The organism is Stutzerimonas sp. FeSN7 (assembly GCF_030263795.1).
In the GTDB taxonomy this organism is placed as follows: Bacteria; Pseudomonadota; Gammaproteobacteria; order Pseudomonadales; family Pseudomonadaceae; genus Stutzerimonas; species Stutzerimonas stutzeri.
Map to the genome: position 1 here is coordinate 2,941,717 of NZ_JARPMN010000001.1, position 20,601 is coordinate 2,962,317.

Sequence of the window (20,601 nt, forward strand, 5' to 3'; positions counted from 1 at the left end):
CGCTCGCCGCCGCAGCGGATCGACGGCAGCCGGGACGATGGCGAGACGGGAGCAGCGATCAGGCAGGCTACCGCGACAGGCACTGGGCGCCTGGGTAGATGCGAGATCGGAAGGAATCGAACGGCAGAACGCAGGCTGCGCAACAGCGCACTGCAGCCATCCGACGGGGCTGAGTTATCAGACAGTGCCGGTTCGCTTGTCAACGCATTCCGGCGGCCGCCCGACAGATGACATGCCGGCGCCCGCGAGGCGCGATGGACAGGCGAGCAACCTGCTGACTGCCACGGCTGCGTGTTAACCTTGCCGGTTTTCAGCTGCGCCCTCGTTTCCGTTCGGCAGCTGACCCGCTGCCAATGCCTGCGCCCTCAACGAACCACACCCACGCCGATGACCAAGTCCAACGCCGATCTCTCCGCCCATACGCCCATGATGCAACAGTACTGGAAGCTCAAGCGTGAGCATCCGGACCAGCTGATGTTCTACCGCATGGGCGACTTCTATGAGCTGTTCTACGACGACGCCAAGAAAGCCGCCGCGCTGCTCGACATCACCCTGACTGCGCGCGGTCAGTCGGCGGGCACGGCGATACCCATGGCCGGCATTCCGTTCCACTCCGCCGAGGGCTACCTGGCGCGCCTGGTCAAGCTCGGCGAATCGGTGGTGATCTGCGAGCAGATCGGCGACCCGGCCACCAGCAAGGGGCCGGTGGAACGCCAGGTGGTACGCATCATCACGCCGGGCACGGTGAGCGACGAAGCGCTGCTCGACGAGCGCCGCGACAACCTGCTGGCGGCGGTAGTCGGCGACGAGAAGCTGTTCGGCCTGTCGGTGCTGGATATCGCCAGCGGCCGTTTCAGCGTGCAGGAACTCAAGGGCTGGGAGACCCTGCTCGCCGAACTGGAGCGTTTGAGCCCGGCCGAGCTGCTGATCCCCGACGATTGGCCGCAGGGCCTGCCGCTGGAGAAACGCCGCGGTGTGCGCCGTCGCGCGCCCTGGGATTTCGATCGCGACTCGGCCTTCAAGAGCCTCTGCCAGCAATTCTCCACTCAGGACCTCAAGGGCTTCGGCTGCGAGAACCTGACCCTGGCCATCGGCGCCGCCGGCTGCCTGCTCGCCTACGCCAAGGAAACCCAGCGCACCGCCCTGCCCCACCTGCGCAGCCTGCGCCACGAGCGCCTCGATGACACGGTGATCCTCGACGGTGCCAGCCGGCGCAACCTGGAGCTGGACGTCAACCTGGCCGGTGGCCGCGAGAACACACTGCAATCGGTCATGGACCGCTGCCAGACCGCCATGGGCTCGCGCCTGCTGACCCGCTGGCTGAATCGCCCGCTGCGCAACCGCGAAATCCTCGAAGCACGCCAGGACTCGATCACCTGCCTGCTCGAGCACTACCGCTTCGAACAGCTGCAGCCGCAGCTCAAGGACATCGGTGACCTGGAACGCATCCTCGCCCGTATCGGCCTGCGCAATGCCCGTCCGCGCGACCTGGCGCGCCTGCGCGACGCGCTCGCTGCGTTACCGCAGCTGCAGGCCGGCATGCAGGATCTGGTGGCCCCGCATCTGCTCGGACTGGCGAAAAGCATCGGCACCTACCCGGAACTGGCCGACCTGCTGGCGCGCGCCATCATCGACAATCCGCCCGCGGTGATCCGCGACGGCGGTGTGCTCAAGACCGGCTACGACGCCGAGCTGGACGAACTGCAGTCGCTCTCCGAGAACGCCGGCCAGTACCTGATGGATCTGGAGACCCGCGAGAAAGCGCGCACCGGGCTGGCCAACCTCAAGGTCGGCTACAACCGCGTGCACGGCTACTTCATCGAGCTGCCGAGCAAGCAGGCCGAATCGGCGCCGGCCGACTACATCCGCCGGCAGACGCTCAAGGGCGCCGAGCGCTTCATCACCCCGGAACTCAAAGAGTTCGAGGACAAGGCGCTATCGGCCAAGAGCCGTGCCCTGGCCCGCGAGAAGCTGCTGTATGACGAGCTGCTGGAAATGCTCATCGGCCACCTGGCACCGCTACAGGAAAGTGCCGCCGCACTGGCCGAACTGGACGTGCTGAGCAACCTCGCCGAGCGGGCGCTGAATCTCGATCTGAACCGCCCGCGCTTCGTCGAGCAACCCTGCCTGCGCATCGAGCAGGGCCGTCACCCCGTGGTGGAGCAGGTATTGGAGACGCCTTTCGTCGCCAACGATCTCGCCCTCGACGACGCCACCCGCATGCTGGTCATCACCGGGCCGAACATGGGCGGTAAGTCCACCTACATGCGCCAGACCGCGCTGATCGTGCTGCTGGCGCAGATCGGCAGCTTCGTCCCGGCGGCTGCCTGCGAGCTCTCGCTGGTGGACCGTATCTTCACCCGCATCGGCTCGTCGGACGACCTCGCCGGCGGGCGCTCCACCTTCATGGTGGAAATGAGCGAAACCGCCAACATCCTGCACAACGCCAGCGACCGCAGCCTCGTCCTGATGGACGAAGTGGGCCGCGGTACCAGCACCTTCGATGGCCTGTCGCTGGCCTGGGCCGCCGCCGAACAGCTGGCTCGGCTGCGCGCCTTCACGCTGTTTGCCACCCACTACTTCGAACTGACCGTGCTACCGGAAAGCGAGCCGGTGGTGGCCAATGTGCACCTCTCTGCCACCGAGCACAACGAGCGCATCGTCTTCCTGCACCACGTGCTACCCGGTCCGGCGAGCCAGAGTTACGGCCTGGCGGTGGCGCAACTGGCAGGCGTGCCGGGCGAAGTCATCCAGCGTGCACGCGACCATCTGTCGCGCCTGGAAACCACCAGCCTGCCCCACGAAGCGCCGAGAATGGCACCCGGCCAGCCAGCGCCGCCCATGCAGAGCGACCTGTTCGCCAGCCTGCCGCATCCGGTGCTCGAGGAATTGGGGCGGATCAATCCCGATGATGTAACGCCGCGCCAGGCGCTGGAGCTGCTATACAGCTTGAAATCACGCATTTGATACGCCGCGAAAGCTGCTAGAATCGCGCGCATTTTTTTGATAAGCGGCATTTGCCTGTGCCGCCTACTCGCAGGGGCGTCACCGTAACGCCTACCTGACACGCCTGAGGAGATAGCTAGACATGACCTTCGTCGTCACCGACAACTGCATCAAGTGCAAATACACCGATTGCGTGGAAGTCTGCCCGGTGGACTGCTTCTACGAAGGCCCGAACTTTCTGGTGATTCACCCGGACGAGTGCATCGACTGCGCCCTCTGTGAGCCCGAGTGCCCGGCTCAGGCGATCTTCTCCGAGGACGAGGTACCGGAAGACCAGCAGGAGTTCATCGAGCTGAACGCGGATCTGGCGGAAGTCTGGCCGAACATCACCGAGAAGAAGGATGCGCTGGCCGATGCCGAAGAGTGGGACGGCGTGAAGGACAAGCTGCAGTACCTGGAGCGCTGATCGCGCACCACCGCTCAAAAAAAATGCCCGCTCGATGCGGGCATTTTCATTTGTGGGGCAAGCCGTTCAGGCCTTGTCGATGCCCTTTTTCAGGGTGTCTTTGACATCACCCTTGACCTGCTGAGCCTCGCCCTTGACTTCCTGACGCTGGCCCTCGCCTTTCAGACGCTGGTTGTCGGTCGCTTCGCCCACACCCTGCTTGATCTTGCCTACGGCTTCGTTGGTGTTGCCCTTGACCTTGTCTTCGGTACTGCTCATGGCGTGATCCTCGCTTCTTCATTGATGACATAGGGTGGACCGCCCGAGCGAAGCGTTAGTTTCTCCCGGCCATCGGGCTAGAGCCGCTCAGGCATGCCGCGACGGCATCAGCCGGCGCAACAGCGGCCGCCCGGCCAGCTGCAGGAATACCGGTGCGCCGACGATCAGGTAGAAGTAATAGGTCACGAACCGCCAGATCAGGATCGCCGCGGCCGTGGTCGACTTGCCCACCATGGGCGTCAGCAGCGCCGCCGAGGCCAGCTCGGCACTGCCGGCCCCGCCGGGCAGCAGGCTGACCTGGCCGGCGGTGAGCGCGAGCAGTTGCACGAGGAAGGTCCAGGCCCAGGCCAGTTCGCTTCCCAACCCCTGGAGGGTCAGGTAGAGCACGCTGAAGCGCAGCAGCCAGTGCAGCGTGGTCAGCCCGAAAACCGCAAGCAGGATTCGCCGTGGCAGACGGAAGCAGTCCACCAGCGCGTTGCGAAAGCCCAGCACCTTGCGCGCCCACCGCCGCTTGCGCGTTTCCTTCATGCCGAGCCGCGTCACCAGCCAGCCGTTGAGCAGAAAGACCTGGCGGTGGAAGCGTCCAAGCAGCGCCAGCAGCAGCATCACCCCGATCAGCAAGGCCACACTGAAGCCCAGCAGGCTGGCGATATGCGTGCTCAGGGCATGAGTCAGCGCATAGATCAGCACGCCGACCAGGGCACAGGCGAAGAACAGCAGATCGCTCAGCTGCTCGACGGCGTAGGTCGCGGTGCCTTTGGCCGGCGCGACGCCCTGGCGCATCAGCAGCGCCATCAAGGTCAGCGGGCCGCCGGCACCGCCAGGCGTCGCACAGATGGCGAACTCGGTCGCCACCACGATTCCGAAGGCACGCCGCTGGCCCAGCTTGCGCCGCCCCAGCAGTAGGCGCAGGCGCAGCGCATTGAGATTCCAGCCGACCAGCACCATGGCGAGCATTGTGACCAACAGGCTGCCAGGGAAATGGCGCAGCCGCTCGAACAGGCCGGTACCGCCGAGCAACAGCGGCACCATGGCCGCTGCGAGCAGCGCGCCACCCAACAGCCACCAGCGTCGATTCATGCGGCGGTGCTCGTGGAGCGGTAGCGGTCCAGCCAAGCGATCTTCGTCATCGGTCGGCGCCCCTGATGCAATAGCCGCATCAGCACATCGAGCCAGTAGCGACGGGAAAACTCGTGACGCATATCCACGGGATGCAGGCCGAGGCGCAGCAATGGCGCCGCCTGGCTGCGCCGCAGCTGCCGCTCGCTGACCAGCCAGGACGCACCGCGCCGCCAGGCGCTACGGGCACTCCAGACCAGGCCGGGCGCGGCAATGGGCGTGAACGCGGGCAACAGATAGAAATGCCGGGAGTCGCTGGTATAGACCAAGCCGCTGCCGGCCAGCACGCGCCGGGTGCCCTCGCTCATCAACCAGGCGGGAGCAACGAAACCATGCAATGGCCATTGATAGCGCTGGAAAAGTGCCATCCCATGCCGCAGGCGTTCGCCAGCGGCGTTTTCGTCCAGCCCGTAGAACTCGCCTTCATGGGTGTATACCCGACGCATGAACCAGTCCCGCGGCGTTTTCGGAGCAGGTTCGAGGTCGGCATGGTAGCAACCGTGCAACACCAGTTAGTCGCCGCGCTGCACGCGCGCATCCAGCACGCGGCGAAACTCCGGCTGCTGGTCGAGGGGGTTGCGCCGATGGAAATCCGGTACTACCAGCCAGGTGATCGGCACCCCACCGATGGCATCCACAGCCTCGACGAAGGGACGGTAGTCGGGCCAGGTTTCTGCCGCGACGTCGTGCAACACCAGGGTCAGGGCGCGCTCAGCCATGTACCGCCACCGGCAGCTCTGCCGTGCCCAGTACGGCGTGGTAATGCGCGAGCAGGCCGGCTACCACCGCATCCCAGGCATGGTGCGCCTCGACATGCTGGCGGGCCTGTTGCCCGAGCAGGCGCGGATCATCTTCGAACAGCTCGCGTACGGTATGCGCCATCGCCCTGGCATCCAGCGGCCGACACAGGCGCCCGCTGTAGAACGGCACCAGTTCTGGCAATGCACCCGCCCGCGCCGCGACTACCGGGATACCGCACGCCATGGCTTCCAGCGCCACCAGGCCGAAGGTTTCCTGATTGCCAGCGTGCAGCAGCACATCGCTGCTGGCCATGAAGCGCGCCACCTCACTGGCTGGGCAGAAGCGATCGATCACCGTGACATTGTCCGGCACCCGTTGCGGCATGCTCGAGCCGACCAGCAGTAAGTGATACGGTTTGCCCAGCTGGCGCGCAGTCTCCAGCAGGATATGCAGGTTCTTCTCCCGCGAGCCGCGCCCGGCGAAGATCATCAGCCGCGTGTCGTCCGCCAGGCCTAGCTCCCGGCGCACCTCCGGGTCGCGACGCTGGGGGCAGAAGGTGTCCAGGTCGACGCCCAACGGCTGCACGAACACATTCTTCACCCCGAGATGGATCAGCTTGTCCGCCATCACCTCGCTGGGCGCCAGCACACGATCGAAACTGCCATACAGGCGCGACACGTAGCCATTGAGATTGGTGCCCAACCAGCTGCCGATACGATTGCTGACCAGCAGCGGCAGGTCGGAATGGTAGAAGCCAATCACCGGCACATTAAGCCGGCGCCCGGCGTCCAGCGCGGCCCAGGCCGTCATGTAGGGGTCGCCCACCTCGATCAGATCCGGGCGCAGTGAGCGCAGCAGGTTGCGCCAGGGCGCACGCCTAATGGGAAAACGGTAGCCCTTGCCAAACGGCAGGATGGGCGCTGGAACCTGGTAAAGCCCGTCGTTGTGGCTGTAATCACCGCCCGGTACCAGGATGCTGTGACGCACGCCCGAGTAAAGCTGCAACCGGCGATGCTTGGCCTCTAGGTAGGTGCGCACGCCACCGCTGGCAGGTGCGTAGAACATGGTCATGTCCGCGATATGCAAGGTACTTCTCCGTTCGGTCCCGTTGCAGAACCCGGTCTTCGCCGGACAGGCCGACGCTTCGACGGCCCGCTCCGCAATCCCTGCGGAATAATTCTGTAATGAAATAAATGACCGTCACGTAGAAGGGTCGTTCGCAGCGGAGCGCCGGACGGCGGCTCAGCCATCCATCTGCTTGTCGCCCGGATCCTTGCCCTCCACCGAGGCGTGCTCGATGACTGCGTTGAGCTCGGCGCCGAACAGCAGAACCGCGGCCGATATGTAGAGGTATAGCAGCAGCACGATGATCGCGCCGATGCTGCCGTAGGTCGCGTTGTAGTCGGCGAAGTTCTGCACATAGACGCCAAAGGCGACCGAAGCCAGAATCCACACCAGCACGGCCAGCACCGAGCCGGGTGTAATGAAACGGAACTCCTGCTCCACGTCCGGCGCCACGTAGTAGAGCAGCGCGACCACCAGCATCAGCATCAGCACGATCACCGGCCAGCGCAGCCAGGTCCAGAGCACCACCACCAGCTCGCGCATGCCCACCTGCCCGGCCAGCCATTCCATGGCCTGGGGGCCGATGACCATCAGCCCCGCGGTGAACAGCAGCAGCACAGCGACACCGGCCGTGTAGGCCAGCGCCAGAATGATCAGCTTCCAGGTGGGTCTGCCCTCTTCCACGTCGTAAGCCCTGTTAAGCGCATTCATCAGCGAGCGAAAGCCGATGGATGCCGTCCACAACGCCACCAGAATACCGAACGACAGCAAGCCGGCCTGCTGTTCCTGCAACTGGTCGATGACCGGATTGATCTGCTCCATTGCCACCGGCGGCAGCGCCAGCTCCGCTTGCATGCGCAGCCAGTCGAAAAAATTCTGCAGGTCGAGAAAGCCCAGCAAGGCGATGAGAAAGACCAGGAACGGGAACATTGCGAACAGCCCCCGATAGGCCAGCGCCGAGGCGTAGGTCGACATGTCGTCGCTGCTGAATTCCTTGAGAGTGCGCTTGAGCAAGGTAAAAGCCCCGACGCCGCGGGTGTCCAGCATGGCCATTGAAGATTCCCCGGTCAGTGAAGTGTTGCGGTCTAAAAATGGGACGACCGCACTGCCGGAGAGTTCGCTGCGATGCCTGGGGGCCAAAGGGAGTAGCCATCAGCGGGAACGTTTTCAATGTGCGCTCGGTCACATAAGGGCAGATTGGCATCAGCCCATTCCGGGTTGATTCGCTCGACGAGCGAGAGCCATAACCCGCAGAGGATGACAGGATGTTTTCCAGCTATCTCTATGAAGCCGCACTCATCTATGGCCTGGTCTTCACTTCGGTGGGGTTCGTGCTGGGCATGTTCTACAACAATCGCAAGGTCTTCCAGCTGGAAGACAAGGTGCAGCGCCTCAAGCGCACCGTGCGACACCTGCAGCGCAAGGTCGAGCCACCTGCCGCCGCGTCGAGAAGCGTCCAGCGCGCGCAGCAGCGCAGGGTTGAGCAGCGTCCGCTGAGCGGACCGGCACACATTCGGTGGTCGAACACGCAGCAGCTCGCTCCTGAAGCTAATCGTCGGTGCCTCGGTCGCCTGCGCCATCTCGATGCGTGCCGGCTCGGCATGCCGGAGCACAGTACTGGAACGCCGATCGCGAATGGGTTGCCCCACCGGCCGCCTTCGTCGATGCGATCCACCTGCGCTGGTCCGCCGTGCAGGACTTTTCCATGGCGCTGGCCGAGCAACTGCGCGAAGCCAGGCAGGAGATGGTCAGCAGAGCGGGACTGGCCAGAAACGGCGAAAACGACGCGCGCTGATCGACAAGCGAACCGCAGAAAGCGATGATGGTCCGAGAGAACATACAAACAAGAACGTAAGCCAGGAGTCAGATCATGCATGCTCGTTCTTTGCTGTGCCTGCTCGCCGCATCGCTCGTGCCCGCCCTTGGCCACGCCGACATCCTCTCCGTCAAGGTTGAAAACGACATCATTGCCACTGGCAGCGATGGTCATTACACCAACGGCGTGGAAGTCATCTGGGGCTTCGCGCCGGATGACCAGAACTGGACCCGACGCTTCGCCGACCTGTTGCCGGGCTGGTCGGGGAGCAACCTCGACAACGTCGCCTACCGCTTCGGTCATCAGATCTACACGCCGAAGGAGATCGAAACCGAAAGTCTGATCGAGAACGACCGCCCCTATGCCGGCCTGCTGTTCGCCGGGATGTCGATGTTCTCCGATACTCAGCACGATGGCTGGCGCGCGGCCCAGGGGCTGCATCTGGATGTCGGCATGGTCGGTCCTGCCGCCGGCGGCAAGCGGCTGCAACGCGCCGTACACAAGGTCACCAGCAGTGACGAGCCCAACGGCTGGGACAATCAGTTGGAGAACGAAGCCTTCGTCAATCTGGGCTATCAGCATCGCTGGTGGCTGCAGCAACGCTTCGCCGGGCTTGAGCTGGAATACGGCCCCAGCCTCGGCTTCGCCCTCGGCAACCTCTACCGCTATGGCTCGGCCGGGCTCGGTTTGCGCCTGGGCCAGAACCTGCAACGCAGCTTCAGCATCCCGGCGGTCACGCCGGCCCAGAGCGGCAGCCAGTTCTTCCGCCCGGGCGGCGACTTCGCCTGGTACGGCTTTGCCGATCTCGAGGGTCGCTATATGGCCCACAACATGCTGCTGGACGGCAACACCTTCGAGGACAGCCACTCGGTGGACCGCCGCGAATGGGTCGGCGACGCCAAGCTCGGCGTGGCGCTGACCTGGAGTCGCTGGCAGCTGGCGTTCGCCAGCGTCTGGCGCAGTCGCGAATTCCAGGGGCAGAAGGAGCATGACCAGTTCGGCTCGATCACCCTGTCCACTGCGCTCTGATGACTCACCGACGGGCGTCGGTGCCGTTTGCGTCGCGCATTCGCAAGTCTCCCGTCGCAACACCGCCTCGATGCGAACGCTCAGTTCGCACAGGTTGAATGGCTTGAGCGGATAGCCGTCGGTGCCGGGGCTGAGCCGCCGATGCGACCTGCTCGTCACCAGCGCTGACGCAGGACGTCCGACGGCGCAGCTGCTCCAGCACATCTAGCCCGCTGGCGCCGAGCCCATGCGCATGCGCATGCAGCGACGCCAGCTGGCTGGCCGACCCGTGTCAGACGCAGCAGTCATGTATCATTGCTGGCCAGTGGCTTCCTCTCGGCACGAAGTCTTACCAAACCCTTCATTGGCGACGACGCCAAGCACGACCCGGAATGGAAGCTTCATGTCCCGGCTGGATCTACAGAAACTCACGCTGCTGCTGGCACTGGTAGCAGGCCTGCTGACCTTCGCCAACAGCTTCTTCGCTGGCTACAGTTCCCAGCGCGACCAGCTGTTCGATCAGACACTGGAGGCCAACCGCGCTTATGCCCGCAAACTGGCCGACACGACCGATCAGTTCTTCGTGAACAGCCGCCGTGAACTGGCGTTCGCAGCCGAAACGCTGTCGACCCGCTTCGACGATCCCGAGGCCTGCGATAGCGAGACGAAGCGGCTCAAGCTCAAGAGCGATCAGTTCAGTCGAGCCATCATCGTCAGCGCCGCCGGGGAGATTCTCTCCGCCTCGCCGGGAAGCAGCTTGAAAGTGGGAATGAAGGTCAACAGCGTCGGTGCGACCCGCGCGCTGACCGAACGCGCCCCGCTGATTACCGACCCGTACACCGCCACGGACGGCATCTACCTGATCGCGATATCCCATCCGATCTTTGGCGCCGACGGCAGCTATCGAGGCTTCATCAGCGCCTCGCTGTTCCTGCGTGAACGCAACGCACTGCATGGCCTGCTGGGCGTCCATTACTACCGCGACGGCTCCTACCTGTACGTCGTCGATACCCAGGGCAACCTGGTGTTCCACGAAGACGGCGAGCGGGTCGGGCAGAATGTATCGAGCAATCCTGTCGTACAGCAGGTGCTGCAAGGCCAGGAAGGCAGCCAGCGGGTGATCAATACCCGTGGCGTGGACATGCTGGCGGGCTACGCCCCCATCCAGAGCACCGGCTGGGGCATCATCGCCCAGCGTCCCACGGCCGCCATTACCGCCAAGCTCACCCAGCTGGCACGCGCAACGCTGCTCAACGCGGTGCCGTTCGCCATCCTTTCCCTCGCCGTGTTCTGGTGGCTGTCCAAACTCATCTCCTCACCAATCCGCGCGCTGGCCGATACCGCCGAGCACTGGGGTGCGCCAGAGGCCGCGCAGCGCATCTCTACCGTCAACTCCTGGTACTTCGAAGTAGCCCGCCTGAAGGTGGCGATGCTGACCGGCGTGTCGCTGCTGCAACAGAAGATGGGCGCACTGGAGGCAGCCTCCATGACCGACCCGCTGACCGGCCTGCGCAACCGTCGCGGCCTGGAGCTGGCCCTCAAGCAGTTCGAACTGCTCGATCAGGGCTATGCGGCGCTGGCGCTGGACATCGATCATTTCAAGCAGGTCAACGACCAGCACGGCCACGATGTCGGTGACGAAGTGCTGCGCTTCCTGGCGGCGGAGATGCGTGAATGTTCGCGCCCCACCGATGTGCTCTGTCGTATGGGTGGCGAGGAGTTCCTGATGCTGCTACCCGAGACCGATGCCACGGGTGCCAGCGTTGCCGCCGAACGCCTGCTGACACGGCTGCGGCAAACCACAAGCCCGACCGGAACGACGGTTACCGCCTCAGTCGGCATTGCCTTTAGCGGCGACTACCCGAACGCCGATGCCACCTTCAAGGCCGCGGACGCCGCGCTCTACCAGGCGAAACGAGCCGGCCGAGACCGCGCTGTGGTCGCCGCCGCGTAGCGATTCAGGCAGCCCCCGACGGTCCTGACGCAACGCTGACACTTCGCGTGCGGAGCGTGCACGGAGCGGTGCACGCCATCTGTTGCCTCGCAGCGGTTTCGTCGCATGAAGATGAGAACATATCCTGTTTGATAATAGTTGTTATTGATATTAGGTGCGCGCCCTCGCTCCCCTTCAAGGAGCTTCCGATGCGGCGCCTTATCGTCTCGATGCTTGCGGTTCCGACCCTCACCAGCCCTCTCGCCGCCTACGCCAACGACGCCCCCTCGACGCCGCTGGCGCTCGAGGAAATGCAGGTCACCGCATCTGCCGAACGCGCCGACGGGCCAGTACAAGGCTATCGCGCCACCCGCTCGGCCAGCGCGACACGGACCGACACCGCCATTCATGACACGCCGCAATCGATCAGCGTGGTGCCGGCGCAGGTGGTACAGGACATCGGCGCGGTGCGCCTGGAAGATGCGCTCGACTACGCCGGCGGCGTGGAGCGCGGCAACAACTTCGGCGGGCAGGGCCTGACCGAATTCCTGATTCGCGGCTTCAACAGCCAGGAGTTCTATCGCAACGGTTTCGCCGTCAACCGTGGCTACCCGAACATGCCCGACGCTAGCACCATCGAACGCATCGAAGTGCTGCGCGGCCCGGCCGCCATGCTCTACGGCCGCAGCGACCCGGGCGGCACCTTCAACATCGTCAGCAAGCAGCCGCAGGCCGAGCGCCGCACCGTGCTGGGCAGCCAGGTCAACAGCGAAGGCTTGCGTCGCGGCACTCTGGACACCACTGGTGCGCTGGACGAGCAGGCCGACTTCACCTACCGCCTGAACCTGGTAGCCGAAGGTGGCGACAGCTTCCGCGACGACGTCGAGAGCGAGCGCTACAACGTCGCTCCCGTGCTGCGCTGGCAGCTCAACGAAGCCACCGCCATCACCCTCGAAGGCGACTACCTGCATAATCGCCACCCGCTCGACCGCGGGGTCACCCGCTACGCCAACCAGCAGGGCAAGCTTCCGCGCGACCGCTTCCTCGGTGAAAAGGCTGCCGGCAAGCTGACCAACGAGAACGCCACCACCCAGCTGCGTATCGAGCATCTGCTCAATGAGAGCTGGACGCTGCGTGGCGGCGTGCAGTATCTCGATGGCGAGATCTACGGCGGCGCCGTGGAGAACAACAGCAACAGCTATGCGATGGGTCTGTCGCCGGGTACCAGCTTGGTCGGACGCAACTACAACGAACGCTGGCTGAACTGGAACGACGTCAATGCCCAGGCCAACGCCGAAGGCAACTTCGACCTCGCCGGCTTCGCCCATACCCTGCTGGTGGGTGTGGAGTACGACAAGTTCAACTACAACTCGCTGATCATCCGCTCGCCCGGTGCTGGGGCCTACCCCATAGATATCTAGAACCCGGTACACGGCCAGCCACTGCCGGCGCTGACCCGCACCACCACCCACGACAGCGAGAATCTGGAGTCCTACGCCTTCTTCCTCCAGGACCAGATCGCCCTGACCGAACGCCTGAAGGCGCAACTGGGTGCGCGCATCGAGCGTTTCGAGCAGAGCTATAACGACAAGCTCAACCCCAACGGGAACTGGGACCAGGCGCATAACGCCGTCACCCCGCGCTTCGGCCTGATCTACGACCTCACCGATGAGCTGGCGGTGTTCGCCAACACCTCGCGCTCGTTCAAGCCCAACCGCGGCGCCGACCGCCTGGGTAATTCCTTCGACCCGGAAAAAGGCGTCGCTCACGAGGTCGGCATCAAGTACGACATGGCCGACCGTGACCTGAGCCTGACCGCGGCGATGTTTCATATCGTCAAGGAGAACGTGCTGACCAACGATCCGCTGGACAGCACCCGCAGCGTCGCCGCCGGCGAAGTACGCAGCCGCGGCTTCGATATCAACCTGGCCGGCAACATCACCCCGCAGTGGCGTGTGATCGGCGGCTATGCCTATGTCGACGCCGAAGTCACCAAAAGCACCAGCGCCAGCATGCCGTCCGGGTCTCGCCTGGGTAACGTGCCACGCCACAGCTTCAACCTGCTGGATACCTACGAGTTCGCCGGCGGCCCCCTGGCCGGCCTCGGCCTCGGTGTCGGGCTCAAGTACGTCAGCGATCGCCAGGGGCAGACCAGCAACAACACCTTCGACATGGACGGCTACGGCCTGGTCGATCTGCTGGCCTATTACCCGCTTACCGAAAACGTGCGGCTGAACCTGAACCTGAACAACGTGTTCGACAAGCACTACGAGGAACGCGCCTGGAACGCCTGGGCCTATCCGGGCGAGCCCCGCACCCTGCAGGCCGGCATCTCGATCAGCCTCTGATCTCCGCGGGCGCAGCCACCCTGGCTGCGCTCCCGCTCGCGCTATTGCACCGCCTCATAGGGCAGCCCCACATAGTTTTCCGCAATGGTCGTCAGCGCCGCCGGCGTGCTGGTGAAGTAATCCTGCTCGCTCGCCTGAATACGCCGGGCGAAGGCATCGGTATCCGGGAAGCGATGCAGCAGGCCGGTCATCCACCAGGAGAAGCGCTCGGCCTTCCAGATGCGCCGCAGACAGATCGGCGAATAACGCTCCAGCAGGTCGACACGCCCCTCTCGATACACCTTGAGCAGGATGCGGTACAGCGTGCTGACATCGCTGGCAGCCAGATTGAGCCCTTTGGCGCCCGTCGGCGGGACGATATGGGCCGCGTCGCCGACCAGAAACAGGTGGCCGTACTGCATCGGTTCCACCACGAAGCTGCGCAGCGGCGCGATACTCTTTTCCAGCGAGGGGCCGGTGATCAGGCGTGCCGCGACGTCCTCCGGCAGGCGCCGCCTGAGTTCGTCCCAGAAGCGCTGGTCGCTCCAGTCCTCGACTTTCTCCTCCAGCCCCACCTGCAGGTAATAGCGCGAGCGGGTGGCCGAGCGCATGCTGCACAGCGCGAAACCCCGCTCATGGCTGGCGTAGATCAGCTCTTCGGCCACCGGGGGTGTGTCGCTGAGCAGCCCCAGCCAGCCGAACGGGTAGATGCGCTCGAACTCGGTCAGTGCACCTGCCGGAATGCTCCTGCGTGACACCCCGTGGAAGCCGTCACACCCGGCAATGTGGTCGCAGTCAAGGCGCACGGTCTCGCCATTCAGCGTGAAGCTGACCCAAGGCACCTCGCCTTTCAGGTCGTGCAGCTGCACATCCGGTACGCCATAGAAAATCGGCGCGGCGCTGGCCTTGCGGGCATCCATCAGGTCGCGGGTGACTTCGGTCTGGCCGTAGACCATCACGGTGTCGCCGCCGGTCAGCGCCTTCAGATCGACCCGAACCCGCCGCTCGCCGAAAGCCAGTTCGACACCTTCGTGAATCTGCCCCTCTCGGTCCATGCGCTCGGCCACCCCCGCCTCACGCAGCAGATTGACCATGCCCTGCTCCAGTACCCCGGCGCGGATGCGCCCGAGTACGTACTCGGGCGTCTGCCTTTCGATGATGACGTTGGGGATGCCAGCGTTGTGCAGCAACTGCCCCAGCAGCAGGCCAGACGGGCCGGCACCGATGATGGCCACACCTGTTTTCATGGCTCGGTCCTCACTTGTTATTGTCGAGCTCGACCGCTTGCCGCACCCTGTCGAGACGCTCCAATGGTGTACCCGCGATAACCCGGCGGTAATGGACGAAGCCGTGCGGGTATTGGACTTTCATAAACTCGGTTCGATTAGCGCACAGCAGGAACACTGGCGATGAAGCCCCGCGACGCCCATACGACGATTCCCGTATTCAAGCTCTATGGAGACGGCGCCGACTGGCCGACGCCCGACCTGCTGCACTGCGAGTCCATCGCCGCGCGCAGTCGCCTGCACGATTGGGAGATCGGCGCGCATCGCCATGCAGACCTGACTCAGCTGCTTTATATCCGTCGCGGTTTGGCTGAGGTGGAGATCGAGGGGGAGCACACGCGGATCGAGCAGGCGGCGATCCAGGTGGTGCCGCCGCTGTGCGTGCATGGTTTTCGCTTTTCCGAGCGTGTAGAAGGCTATGTGCTGACACTGGCCAGCCCGCTGCTGAGGCAGCTGGAGACCGCGCTGGATGGCCAGCAGGACGCGTTGCGCAGCGCGGCCTTGCATCTGGCGGGTGCCGATCGGCGCTATCTGAACACCCTGTTCGAGGCGATCGACCGTGAATACCGCAACGCCGCACCGGCCCGGGAGCTGTTGCTGCAGTCGCTGGTGGGGGTACTCGCCGTATGGGTGGCCCGGCAGATGCTGGTGCGTCGGGAGCAACGGCCGAGTCGCGGACAGGAACTGCTGGCACGTTTCACACGCCTGGTGGAGCAAGACTTCCGCCAGCAGCGCTCGGTAGAAGCCTATGCCATGCAGCTCGACATCAGCCCGGCCTACCTCAACACGCTGGCCCGACGCTTCGCCGGTCACACCGCCCTGGGGTTGTTGCACCAGCGATTGTTGCTGGAGGCCAAGCGGGAGCTGATCTACACGGCCATGACCATCAGCCAGATCTCGGATCAACTTGGATTTTCCGAGCCTGCGTACTTTTCCCGATTCTTCAAGCGAATGACCGGGCGATCGCCGAATGACTTCCGCCAGCACCCCAGCGGCGCTTGAGCATCAGCTGTCGGCGCGCACCAGCGCGGCGATGTCACCAAGCACGTCGCGCCACTCCTCTTCGCTGATCTCCATCAGGCGAAAGAAGCGCAGCGTGAAGATTCCTTCCGTGGCAAAGAAGGCCAGCCGCGCCCGCCGGCCCGCCTCGCTGGACGTATCGAGGCCGGCCAGGCGCGCCTGATACCAGGCGCGGGTCGAAGCCAGGTGCTCGGGCGTCTGCAGCAACGCCGCCATCAGGCTCGCAGCCTTGGCATCGGCGTCCGAATCCGAGGCGCGGGTCGCCTCGACATGGGCACGCACGGCCGCCAGCGGGTCGGGATCGTCTCCGGCGATGCGCTGGAACTGTTCCGTATAGCCCTTGCCCCAACGCTCGAACATGGCATTGATCAGGTCGTCCTTGCTGCCGAAGCTGTACTGCACGCCGCCCTTGGTAATGCCCGCCGCCTTGGCGACTGCGTCAATGGTCAGCGCGGCAGCGCCCTGCCGATTGACGATGCCCTCGGCCACATCCAGCAACGCTTCGCGATCGATCGTCTTCTTTCTGCCCACCGACGCCCCTTTTAATTCAATACGTATGTATTTATATTCTGCCGGAACAACTATGCTCCGGCCAATCGCGCTGCCACCCGCAACCTGAAGGATCGACTCGTGAAATCGCCTCTTCGCTGGCTGGTGCTGGGCATCCTGTCCAGCGCGCTGCTGCTGATCGTCATCGACATGACGGTAATCTACCTCGCCCTGCCCAGTCTGACCTACGAGCTGCGTGCCACGGCCAACGAAAAACTGTGGATCGTCAACGCCTACGCTCTCACCGTTGCCGGCCTGCTGCCGGGCATGGGAGCGCTGGGTGACCGCTTCGGCCACAAGCGGATGTTCGTCGCCGGGCTGGTGGTGTTCGGCCTGGCCTCCCTCGGCGCCGCCTTCTCGCCCAGCCCAGCGCTGTTGATCGCGGCACGCGTCGCGCTCGCGGTTGGGGCGGCAATGATGATGCCGGCGACCCTGGCGATCATCCGTCATGTTTTCGACGATGATCGCGAGCGCGCCCTGGCGTTCGGCATCTGGGCGGCGATCGCCTCCGGTGGTGCAGCCTTCGGGCCGGTGGTCGGCGGTGTGCTGCTCGAACACTTCTGGTGGGGCTCGGTGTTCATCATCAATGTGCCCATCGTCCTGCTCGCTTTGGTTCTCGCCTTGCGCTGGGTGCCAACCAGGCCCGGCAATCCCGAGCGGCCGTTCGACCTGCTCGCCTCGCTGTGGATCATGGGCGTCCTGGTCGGCCTGACGCTGGCCATCAAGGAAGCCGGCAAGGCCGACTTCTCGCTCCTGCAAGCCGGTGTGGCGGCAATCGCGGCAGTGATCTGCAGCCTGGCGTTCCTGCGACGTCAGAGGCGAGCGACGACTCCCATGATCGACTTCACCCTGTTCCGCGACCGCAGTTTTTCTGCCGGTGTGGCCACCGCGCTCATCGCTTCCGCTGCACTGATGGGTATGGAACTGGTGGTCAGCCAGCGTCTGCAACTGATGGTAGGCCTGTCGCCCCTGCAGGCGGGTCTGACCATCCTGCCAATCCCCCTCGGCGCCTTCATTGCCGGCCCGCTGGCGGGGCTGGCACTGCCGCGCCTGGGCGCCGAACGCATTCTCAGTGCATCACTGGGCCTCGCCGCAGCCGGAGCCCTGCTCTACCTGCTGGGCTACAGCGCCGCGTACTGGATTCAGCTGGTCTCGTTCGCCCTGCTCGGTTTCGGCGTCGGTGCGGCAATGACGGCCGCCTCCAGCGCCATGCTGCTGCATGCTCCGCCAGACCGCGCCGGCATGGCCGCTTCGATCGAGGAGGTTTCGTACGAACTCGGCGGCGCATTCGGCATCGCCGTGCTGGGCAGCGTGATGTCGGCGGTTTACACCAGCGCCTTCGCTGCCCCTGCCAGTGTGGACGCCCCGGCACTGGCCCACGACAGCCTCGACGGCGCGCTGATCGCCGCCGAGTCCCTGCCCGACAGCGTCGCTGCTCAGCTCATCAGCGTGGCACAAAGTGCGTTCGACAGCGCATTCGTGACGGTCATGATCCTGGTCGCCACCCTGCTGATAATGGCCGCACTCGGCATCGCCCTGACCACGCGAAGAGCTCGGTAGCCCAGCCGCCACGCCAACAGCGCCCATAAACGAAAAAAGCCCGCATCGCTGCGGGCTTTGAGTTCTGTGGTGCCGGAGACAGGAGTCGAACCTGCGACCTTCGCATTACGAATGCGCTGCTCTACCTACTGAGCTACACCGGCGCCAGGCGGCGGATTATCGAAGGTTATGCGATCGGACTCAAGCCCACCGCGCGCCTCGCAAACGGCAACCCGCCGGCGCTCCGTCAGTGCGGCCGTGAGGCCGGTTGGCCGTGATCGCGCTCCAGGTCGTGCTTTACCTGGCTGGCCAGATGCTCACCTTCGGCACTGGCCATTTCGTAGCCTTCACGGGCCTTGTGCTTGAGCTTGCCGGTCAGCTCGTCGCTCTTCTGACCCATCAGTTCGTCTTCACGACGGGTCGGTGGAACGGTAGCAGCCAGCAGAGCACCCAGGGCAATACCCATGGCGCCAAGGGCCAGCGGCTGCTCGTTGAGCAACTGGCTGAAACCACCACGAGCGCGATCGGCGGTGTGCTTCAGGCTTTCCGCCGCCTGACGGCTGGAGTCGCTGACCCGATGGCGGGCGCTGCCCAGACTACTGGAGGCGTCATGACTCATCTGAGCCGCCTTGTCCTTAATGCCGGTGCCCTGCTGCTTCAGGCCAGAGGCCTTGGCCGCGAGCTTGTCGGTCATCGACGGGCCGCTGGAAGCGTGGGCACTGTAATCCGGGCGACGATTCTGCCCGGCCATCAGCCAGACCAATCCGATGCCGGTAAGCAAGGTGGGCACGGGGTTAGCCTTCACCGTATCGCTGAGATTGTGCAGGAACTCACCGCCACCACCTTTGGCGTAGCCCAGTGCGGTGTCGATCATCTGCCCCGGCGACAATTTGCTCTCCAGAGCGTGGACGATGTTGCCGATCTCGGCACGCTGCTGATCGATCTCGCGTTCGAGCGTGCTCGGGTCTTTCTGCGCTTCCAGATCTATCTGATTGTGCGTACTCATGCGTGCCCCCTGACGATTTCTTTGTCCTTCTGCAGAGAATGGATGGTGCGGTCAGGCTTCAACGAAGAAGCTTCGAATTTCTTCTTGCCCGCCGAGACCATGATCAGGCCTACCACCACCACGACCACGCCGACGATCAGCGCAGCGAGCCACAGCTCCATCATCGTTCCGAGGAAGTACACGGCCGACATCAGCAGCACGATGAAGCCAGCCAGCAACACGGCACCACCGGTGGCCACGCTCGCGGCGCCGGCTTTGGTGGCACGGATGGATTCGCTCAGCTCGGCCTTGGCCAGAGCCAGCTCCTTGGTGAACAGTGACGGCACTTCACGCGTCAGCTGCCGCAACAGGCCACCCACGGAAGTGTCGTGCTCGGGGTTCGCCGCCGGTTCGTAAGGCGTGTTCAGGTTACGTTGCTCGTTCATCGATTCAGCCCTCCGTTTGTGCCTCTGCCGTTGGCGCCGATGCCGTTGGTGCTGCCCGGCGTCGAGGTCATGCCCGCATTGCTGACGCTGCCGAACGTACCGCCCGATGCGCCGCTGGAAATGCGCGAATCGAGTTCGGCCTGGCTCGGCAGGGTTTCAGCTGTTACGTCAGCCGGAACGCCCAGTGGCGAAGTGGGATGCGGTCGAGCAGCATCGGAATGGCCGTAATCGGTGGTGGGCTCGCGTGCCGTCGTGTGGGTGCGATTACTCGAAGCCCGCGCAAAGCGGGTCAGGCCGAAGCCGAGGGCGACGCTGCCGGCAATGAACAGGCCCGGATTGTTGCGCGCCAGGCGGTTCACCTCGCCGACCAGCTCGTCGACGCTCTTGCCGCGCAGGTTGTCGGCCAGGTCGACCATGCTCTGAGCAATGTCGGACACGTAGTGGGACAAGCCGGTGCTGTCCTGATTTTCCAGCTCTGCGGCGGCAGCCTTGGCGCTTTGCGCGACCTTTTCCAGTTCGTCGGCAGCGGTGCCGCGATAGCTGTCCAGCTGTGCCTTGCCCTGATTTTTCAGCTGTTCGCCGGCTTCGGCTGCCTTGGCCTTGATGTCCTCGCTGGTCGCACCCTGGCTGACCCCGGAGCCACTCATCGGGGCCGCGCCATTGCCGGACGACGAACTGCTCGACTGTCCGCTGGAGGCGGCCTTCTGCGGCGTGCCGGTGCCGGCTTGGCCGCCGTAACCTGTGATTTCTTCATCGGGTGTCGTCATTTTGTCCACCTTTATAGGGTTATGGATTGGCCGGATGACCACGGTCCGTTGAAGCACAGCGATGCGGATCGCCGCGGCCGTGCAATGTAAGTGCGCACATAAATGGTGACCGGACCCCATTTTTCGAGTTCCGTGGCTCGGGCCAGACGGTTCCGGCGTTCGCTGGCGGGCTATCGCGGCGGCGCCGGTAGTGGACGAGCGAGCCGGACAGCGCTGGTTTGCTGGCGCTCTGCCCACGATGCGCCTGCAGGCGGCATCGCGACTGGGCTACGGATCGGCGTACGAAAACAAGCGAAACGGCACGTGACGGCACGTTTGTGACTGAATGGT

Annotated in this window: 16 protein-coding genes, 1 tRNA gene and 2 pseudogenes; 8 read left to right on the plus strand and 11 right to left on the minus strand. The window is 64.4% G+C overall.

Features of this window, described 5'->3' with window-relative positions:
• Positions 1 to 387: 387 nt before the first annotated feature.
• Complete coding sequence (mutS, locus tag P5703_RS13790; protein WP_014596278.1) at positions 388 to 2,967, plus strand: DNA mismatch repair protein MutS; 2,580 nt, start codon at positions 388 to 390, stop codon at positions 2,965 to 2,967.
• A 121-nt stretch (positions 2,968 to 3,088) separates the two neighbouring features.
• Positions 3,089 to 3,412: a ferredoxin FdxA gene (gene fdxA / locus P5703_RS13795; protein ID WP_003285709.1), complete on the plus strand. Its 324-nt coding sequence runs from the start codon at positions 3,089 to 3,091 to the stop codon at positions 3,410 to 3,412.
• Positions 3,413 to 3,478: 66 nt separating this feature from the next.
• Here the strand turns inward: fdxA and P5703_RS13800 are convergent, their stop codons facing one another.
• The 5 genes and pseudogenes from P5703_RS13800 to P5703_RS13820 form a co-directional block, all read right to left on the minus strand.
• A complete protein-coding gene (locus tag P5703_RS13800; RefSeq protein WP_013982298.1) occupies positions 3,479 to 3,670 on the minus strand; it encodes a CsbD family protein in 192 nt (63 codons plus the stop codon).
• An 87-nt stretch (positions 3,671 to 3,757) separates the two neighbouring features.
• Positions 3,758 to 4,750, minus strand: coding sequence for a glucosaminyl phosphatidylglycerol flippase (gene gpgF / locus P5703_RS13805; RefSeq protein WP_061373157.1), 993 nt, complete (start codon positions 4,748 to 4,750; stop codon positions 3,758 to 3,760).
• A pseudogene (gpgD, locus tag P5703_RS13810) lies at positions 4,747 to 5,508 on the minus strand (N-acetylglucosaminyl phosphatidylglycerol deacetylase). Before gpgD ends, gpgF begins: the two are co-directional and overlap by 4 nt.
• Positions 5,501 to 6,616, minus strand: a complete 1,116-nt coding sequence (gene gpgS, locus P5703_RS13815; RefSeq protein WP_013982295.1) for an N-acetylglucosaminyl phosphatidylglycerol synthase — start codon at positions 6,614 to 6,616, stop codon at positions 5,501 to 5,503. The pseudogene gpgD and the gene gpgS overlap by 8 nt, the downstream one beginning before the upstream one ends.
• A 156-nt stretch (positions 6,617 to 6,772) precedes the next feature.
• The gene (locus tag P5703_RS13820; RefSeq protein WP_014596275.1) at positions 6,773 to 7,648 is read right to left on the minus strand and encodes a YihY/virulence factor BrkB family protein; all 876 of its coding nucleotides are present in this window, start codon (positions 7,646 to 7,648) and stop codon (positions 6,773 to 6,775) included.
• Between the two features lie 212 nt (positions 7,649 to 7,860).
• Between P5703_RS13820 and P5703_RS24055 the strand changes: the two genes are divergently transcribed.
• The 4 genes and pseudogenes from P5703_RS24055 (at position 7,861) to P5703_RS13845 (ending at position 13,700) form a co-directional block, all read left to right on the plus strand.
• Positions 7,861 to 8,418, plus strand: coding sequence for a hypothetical protein (locus P5703_RS24055; protein ID WP_413787553.1), 558 nt, complete (start codon positions 7,861 to 7,863; stop codon positions 8,416 to 8,418).
• A 47-nt stretch (positions 8,419 to 8,465) separates the two neighbouring features.
• The gene (locus P5703_RS13835; protein ID WP_014596263.1) at positions 8,466 to 9,440 is read left to right on the plus strand and encodes a lipid A deacylase LpxR family protein; all 975 of its coding nucleotides are present in this window, start codon (positions 8,466 to 8,468) and stop codon (positions 9,438 to 9,440) included.
• Positions 9,441 to 9,822: 382 nt separating this feature from the next.
• Positions 9,823 to 11,373, plus strand: a complete 1,551-nt coding sequence (locus tag P5703_RS13840; RefSeq protein ID WP_285587479.1) for a sensor domain-containing diguanylate cyclase — start codon at positions 9,823 to 9,825, stop codon at positions 11,371 to 11,373.
• A gap of 188 nt (positions 11,374 to 11,561) precedes the next feature.
• Positions 11,562 to 13,700: pseudogene (locus tag P5703_RS13845) on the plus strand (TonB-dependent siderophore receptor).
• 41 nt (positions 13,701 to 13,741) lie between these two features.
• On the opposite strand, the gene pobA reads toward P5703_RS13845, so the two are convergent.
• A complete protein-coding gene (gene pobA, locus P5703_RS13850) occupies positions 13,742 to 14,926 on the minus strand; it encodes a 4-hydroxybenzoate 3-monooxygenase (RefSeq protein WP_125853795.1) in 1,185 nt (394 codons plus the stop codon).
• 162 nt (positions 14,927 to 15,088) lie between these two features.
• On the opposite strand from pobA, the gene P5703_RS13855 reads away from it, so the two are divergent.
• Positions 15,089 to 15,967 (plus strand): helix-turn-helix domain-containing protein, encoded by an 879-nt coding sequence (locus P5703_RS13855; RefSeq protein ID WP_125883691.1) that lies wholly within the window; start codon positions 15,089 to 15,091, stop codon positions 15,965 to 15,967.
• 3 nt (positions 15,968 to 15,970) lie between these two features.
• Here the strand turns inward: P5703_RS13855 and P5703_RS13860 are convergent, their stop codons facing one another.
• The gene (locus P5703_RS13860) at positions 15,971 to 16,516 is read right to left on the minus strand and encodes a TetR/AcrR family transcriptional regulator (protein ID WP_197861316.1); all 546 of its coding nucleotides are present in this window, start codon (positions 16,514 to 16,516) and stop codon (positions 15,971 to 15,973) included.
• Positions 16,517 to 16,600: 84 nt separating this feature from the next.
• Between P5703_RS13860 and P5703_RS13865 the strand changes: the two genes are divergently transcribed.
• Positions 16,601 to 18,094: an MFS transporter gene (locus P5703_RS13865; protein WP_352230427.1), complete on the plus strand. Its 1,494-nt coding sequence runs from the start codon at positions 16,601 to 16,603 to the stop codon at positions 18,092 to 18,094.
• Positions 18,095 to 18,161: 67 nt separating this feature from the next.
• On the opposite strand, the gene P5703_RS13870 is transcribed toward P5703_RS13865, so the two are convergent.
• From P5703_RS13870 to P5703_RS13885, 4 genes are all read right to left on the minus strand, one after another.
• Positions 18,162 to 18,237, minus strand: a tRNA-Thr gene (locus P5703_RS13870).
• Positions 18,238 to 18,320: 83 nt separating this feature from the next.
• Positions 18,321 to 19,079 (minus strand): DUF3618 domain-containing protein, encoded by a 759-nt coding sequence (locus tag P5703_RS13875; protein WP_011912634.1) that lies wholly within the window; start codon positions 19,077 to 19,079, stop codon positions 18,321 to 18,323.
• On the minus strand, positions 19,076 to 19,504 hold the full coding sequence (locus tag P5703_RS13880) for a phage holin family protein (RefSeq protein WP_011912633.1): 429 nt from the start codon (positions 19,502 to 19,504) through the stop codon (positions 19,076 to 19,078). The genes P5703_RS13875 and P5703_RS13880 overlap by 4 nt, the downstream gene beginning before the upstream one ends.
• Complete coding sequence (locus tag P5703_RS13885; protein ID WP_048328769.1) at positions 19,501 to 20,271, minus strand: hypothetical protein; 771 nt, start codon at positions 20,269 to 20,271, stop codon at positions 19,501 to 19,503. The genes P5703_RS13880 and P5703_RS13885 overlap by 4 nt, the downstream gene beginning before the upstream one ends.
• Positions 20,272 to 20,601 lie beyond the last annotated feature (330 nt).

What these genes read in the sequence shown, in the direction of transcription:
- P5703_RS13855 (WP_125883691.1), top strand. Translation starts at nt 15,089, where the DNA reads ATGAAGCCCCGCGACGCCCATACGACGATTCCCGTATTCAAGCTCTAT.
- pobA (WP_125853795.1), bottom strand. Translation starts at nt 14,926, where the DNA reads ATGAAAACAGGTGTGGCCATCATCGGTGCCGGCCCGTCTGGCCTGCTG.
- mutS (WP_014596278.1), top strand. Translation starts at nt 388, where the DNA reads ATGACCAAGTCCAACGCCGATCTCTCCGCCCATACGCCCATGATGCAA.
- P5703_RS13885 (WP_048328769.1), bottom strand. Translation starts at nt 20,271, where the DNA reads ATGACGACACCCGATGAAGAAATCACAGGTTACGGCGGCCAAGCCGGC.
- P5703_RS13820 (WP_014596275.1), bottom strand. Translation starts at nt 7,648, where the DNA reads ATGGCCATGCTGGACACCCGCGGCGTCGGGGCTTTTACCTTGCTCAAG.
- P5703_RS24055 (WP_413787553.1), top strand. Translation starts at nt 7,861, where the DNA reads ATGTTTTCCAGCTATCTCTATGAAGCCGCACTCATCTATGGCCTGGTC.
- P5703_RS13835 (WP_014596263.1), top strand. Translation starts at nt 8,466, where the DNA reads ATGCATGCTCGTTCTTTGCTGTGCCTGCTCGCCGCATCGCTCGTGCCC.
- fdxA (WP_003285709.1), top strand. Translation starts at nt 3,089, where the DNA reads ATGACCTTCGTCGTCACCGACAACTGCATCAAGTGCAAATACACCGAT.
- P5703_RS13880 (WP_011912633.1), bottom strand. Translation starts at nt 19,504, where the DNA reads ATGAACGAGCAACGTAACCTGAACACGCCTTACGAACCGGCGGCGAAC.
- P5703_RS13875 (WP_011912634.1), bottom strand. Translation starts at nt 19,079, where the DNA reads ATGAGTACGCACAATCAGATAGATCTGGAAGCGCAGAAAGACCCGAGC.
- gpgF (WP_061373157.1), bottom strand. Translation starts at nt 4,750, where the DNA reads ATGAATCGACGCTGGTGGCTGTTGGGTGGCGCGCTGCTCGCAGCGGCC.
- P5703_RS13800 (WP_013982298.1), bottom strand. Translation starts at nt 3,670, where the DNA reads ATGAGCAGTACCGAAGACAAGGTCAAGGGCAACACCAACGAAGCCGTA.
- P5703_RS13840 (WP_285587479.1), top strand. Translation starts at nt 9,823, where the DNA reads ATGTCCCGGCTGGATCTACAGAAACTCACGCTGCTGCTGGCACTGGTA.